The following is a 3,473-nucleotide window of genomic DNA, read 5'->3' as shown; positions in this document are numbered from 1 at the left end:
CCGCCACGACGACCCCGACGAACTTCTGCGAAACGCTCAGCACGAATTCCTGCCAGAAGATCAGCTTGCGCTGCAGCATGATCAGCCGCGGATTCGTCATGCTGCCGAGCAGCACGCTGAAGCCCAGCGCAACCATGACGCCGAACAGGCGCGGGTCTTCATAGACCACCGATGCCGGCCAGGCACAGGCCGCGAAGAAAAGGCACAGTATCAGTCCGCGCGTGGCATTGAGGGTCCAGGCAGCGCTGAAATGCGATTCGGTGGGCGCCTCATGTCGGATGAGCGCCTGGGTGAGCGAGAGTTCGGTGACTGTGGTGACGATCAGGAGCATCGTCGTCGCCAATGCAACGAGGCCGAAATCGGCAGGCGAGAGGTACCACGCCAGCACGAAGGTGCTGAGCGTCGCCAGCCCGTTCACGATCGCTCGCGACAGGCTGAGCCACATGCTTCCCTTGATGAGCCGCCCGGTGATACTGCTCATGCTGCAGGCGATTCCCGATACTCTCAGCGCCATTTGGCGCTCTTGTTGCACCCCGAGCCGCAGCGCTTATACCGCGAACGAAGACGGGTAACGAGAACAAAGATCAGCGCCCATTTGCCGCACCGCACAATTACCGTGGAGAGCCGGCGCGGAGCGGATTTTTCACATTTGCGGTGGCGCCGATTTGCCGCACTGCACAACGGCTCGCGTTGGTCGAGAATGAGGCCACACCCGCGGTCGAATGTGCTACACCGCTTCCGGTGGCGGGTCTGGCAGAGAGCAAGCCCGAGGGAAGAGGTGTTCGTTTTGCTGGAAGAGGCCGCCGTGGCTCAAGGTGTGAGGAAAATTGTCCGCAAGGTGCGCGGACTTGCTCGACGGGACAGAGGCTACGTGCCCCCTCCCCCGTTCCAGCCGAACACGATCGAGCTGTTCTACTGGAAGTCGCCCCTCGGCGTGAACTTCGGCGACTATCTCTCCTCGGTGATTGTCAACAAGATGGCGGCCGACGCCGGCTGCTTCCTGGACGAGGAACGTCCGAGGCCGGTAAGGCTCCTGGGCATAGGCTCGATCCTGCATTTCGCGCGCAACGGCGACGTCGTCTGGGGTTCCGGCATCAACGGCAAGATCCGAGACGAACGGCACGTGTTCAGCTCGCTCGACGTGCGCGCCGTCCGTGGTCCCCTCACCCGCGATTTTCTCATGCGGCGTGGCATTGACGTGCCCGAGGTGTTCGGCGACCCCGGGATCCTCGTTGCCGATCTTCTGGGTTCCCGTTTTCCGAAACCTGCCGAGCGCAAGACGCCGGTCGCGTTCGTCCCCAACTTGCACGACCTGCCGAAGATGGAGGGATGGGAAAACGTCGTCTCTCCACTCGACTATTGGGCGAGCGTGGTACGGCGCATTTCGGAAGCGAGCCATGTCATCTCGAGCTCGCTCCACGGGCTGGTTATTGCCGACGCGTTCGGCATTCCCTGTACGTATCTGCGCCTGTCGGAAGAAGAAAACACACTGAAATATGAGGACTATGTCCTCGGCGTCGGCCGCGCGCGACTGGACATCACGCGATCGCGTGAGGAAGCCGTCCGCGCGAGCCCGATGGGCAAGGCCCGGCCAGATCTCGCGAGGCTGAAGGCGAGCTTCCCCTACGATCTCTGGGATTGCTGAGAGGCCGTCGGGGTCGGCTCGACAGCAGCGCGCCGCGCGGTCAGCGATTTCAGGAAGCGCGTGACATCCGATCCGACCCTCGTCCACTCAAATGGCGACAGATCCGGGCGCGGCGACGTGGACTTGCGGAGTGCGGCGAGGAAGCTCTCGAGAGTGGCGGCCGATATTTCGCCGTCGAACAGATGCACCCACTCGGCTCCGACCACCTCCTGAAGCTCCGGCAGGCTGCCGATCCGCGGGGCCAGGAGCGGCTTGTTGCGCCCGAGCGAATGCAAGGCGACGCCGCTGTTCAGGATGTTGCGGTATGGCAGCACGACGGCGTCGTGTGAATCGATGACGCGCTCTAACTCGTCGTCCGGCACGAACTCCCTTCGGATGTCCAGCTTGATCCGCTTGTCGTCGCCCGCGGCTGTGCGGATCCTGCGTTCGAGATCCTCTTCCGGGCAAACGCCGATCACCGTGAGCGAAAACGTGGCCGTCGCCTTGCGGGCCTCGGTAACCAGCTTTTCGACGTTCTTGTACTCCCTGATCAGTCCGAAGAAGAGAAGCCTGTTGTGTCGCTCGGATGGTCTGGCGTCCCGCGGCGGTTCGGCGACCGATTTATAACGACCATGAACCGTGACCAGCGTGGCGAGCGAACGGGCCGCGGGATGCAGGCGATGCAACTCGCGGCGGGAATGTTCGGAGAGGAGGATCACTCCGTCGAGCAGCTTCAGAAACAGGTAGGTGGTCAGCCCCGATTTCAAGCTGCCGCCGTCATGGGGCTCCAGGTTGTGTACCACCCACAGAAACCTGGTTCCGTGAAAGACCCTGTCCCAGAGCATGCGGCCGAGAAGCTTGATTGTCGCCTTGCGGCTGCTCGGCCGAAAGAATTCGGTCGGCCAGTGGAAGAGGACGATGTCGTAGCGGCCGCGGCCCAGGTGCTCCCAGTCGAACTGAACCCGCTCGAAGCTTGTGCCGTCGATGTGGCCGGAGAAGAGACCCGTAAAGCTGTTGCCCGGAGCATTGAGGGGCTTCAGCGCCAGAACAGGTTTCTGCGCGAAATGTATCTTGTCGGTCATCGGCAATGTTCCGTGGCAACGCTTGATCCGAAGGGGATCCTAGGCCTGTCCCGTGCCAGCGCAAGCGCGGGTGTCGGGTCAATTGGTCGCGGCTTCTGACCCAACGCGTTCAGGAACGAAGTGCGGCGGCTATAGGCCCGCGGTCTGGTCACGGAGTGTAGCGCAGCTTGGTAGCGCACATCGTTCGGGACGATGGGGTCGCAGGTTCAAATCCTGCCACTCCGAGCCAGAAAAAACAATCACTTAGCTTTTCCCGAAGCGCCTCCCACCTGAAACCCTACCTGAGACTCACTCGCAAGCCCAACCCTTCTCCGCGTTTTCGGGCTTGACCATGCCGTATTGGCCGGCGGTTAACGCGCCATAAGGATCGGCATCGACGGGTCTTCAAGCATCGAGATGGTGACGCCGCCGAAGATGCGCTCGCGCAACCGGGAATGACCATAGGCGCCCATCACCATCAGATCGGCGGCGATGTCGACCGCGTGCCTGCGAAGCACGTCGGCGACTGAATGATCCAAGCTGGGCAGCCGGTCGACCGTGACATTCACGCCATGCCGCGCGAGATAGGCGGCGGCGGCGGCTCCGGGTTCGGCCCCGTGGCGGTATTGGTGCTCCACCGGATCGACCATGACAAGGCGCACCTCTTCGGCACCTGGCAGCATGTTGAGAGATTCGCGGACGGCACGCGATGACTCCAGACGAGCGTCCCATGCAATCAGCACGCGTTTCGGCTTCAGTGTCGGCCGCGACCCCTCGGGGATGAGCAG

The 3,473-nt window shown here is 62.5% G+C and carries 4 protein-coding genes and 1 tRNA gene; 2 read left to right on the top strand and 3 right to left on the bottom strand.

Going from position 1 to position 3,473, the window contains the following annotated elements:
- Positions 1 to 481: oligosaccharide flippase family protein (locus EOA86_RS27190; protein WP_164892012.1), on the bottom strand; the 481-nt coding region annotated here is incomplete at its 3' end.
- A 390-nt stretch (positions 482 to 871) separates the two neighbouring features.
- Here EOA86_RS27190 and EOA86_RS27185 point away from each other — a divergent pair.
- Positions 872 to 1,645: a polysaccharide pyruvyl transferase family protein gene (locus EOA86_RS27185; RefSeq protein WP_206630143.1), complete on the top strand. Its 774-nt coding sequence runs from the start codon at positions 872 to 874 to the stop codon at positions 1,643 to 1,645.
- Here EOA86_RS27185 and EOA86_RS27180 read toward each other — a convergent pair.
- Positions 1,624 to 2,706, bottom strand: coding sequence for a hypothetical protein (locus tag EOA86_RS27180; protein WP_128344512.1), 1,083 nt, complete (start codon positions 2,704 to 2,706; stop codon positions 1,624 to 1,626). The two genes, EOA86_RS27185 and EOA86_RS27180, sit on opposite strands and share 22 nt — an antisense overlap.
- Before the next feature lie 151 nt (positions 2,707 to 2,857).
- On the opposite strand from EOA86_RS27180, the gene EOA86_RS27175 reads away from it, so the two are divergent.
- A tRNA-Pro gene (locus EOA86_RS27175) sits at positions 2,858 to 2,931 on the top strand.
- Positions 2,932 to 3,056: 125 nt separating this feature from the next.
- Here EOA86_RS27175 and EOA86_RS27170 read toward each other — a convergent pair.
- Positions 3,057 to 3,473: universal stress protein (locus EOA86_RS27170; protein ID WP_164892011.1), on the bottom strand; the 417-nt coding region annotated here is incomplete at its 5' end.

Origin of the sequence: Mesorhizobium sp. M5C.F.Ca.IN.020.32.2.1, assembly GCF_004023105.1 — a bacterium.
Classification (GTDB): domain Bacteria; phylum Pseudomonadota; class Alphaproteobacteria; order Rhizobiales; family Rhizobiaceae; genus Mesorhizobium; species Mesorhizobium wenxiniae.
This window is presented reverse-complemented; position numbering and strand designations above follow the sequence as displayed.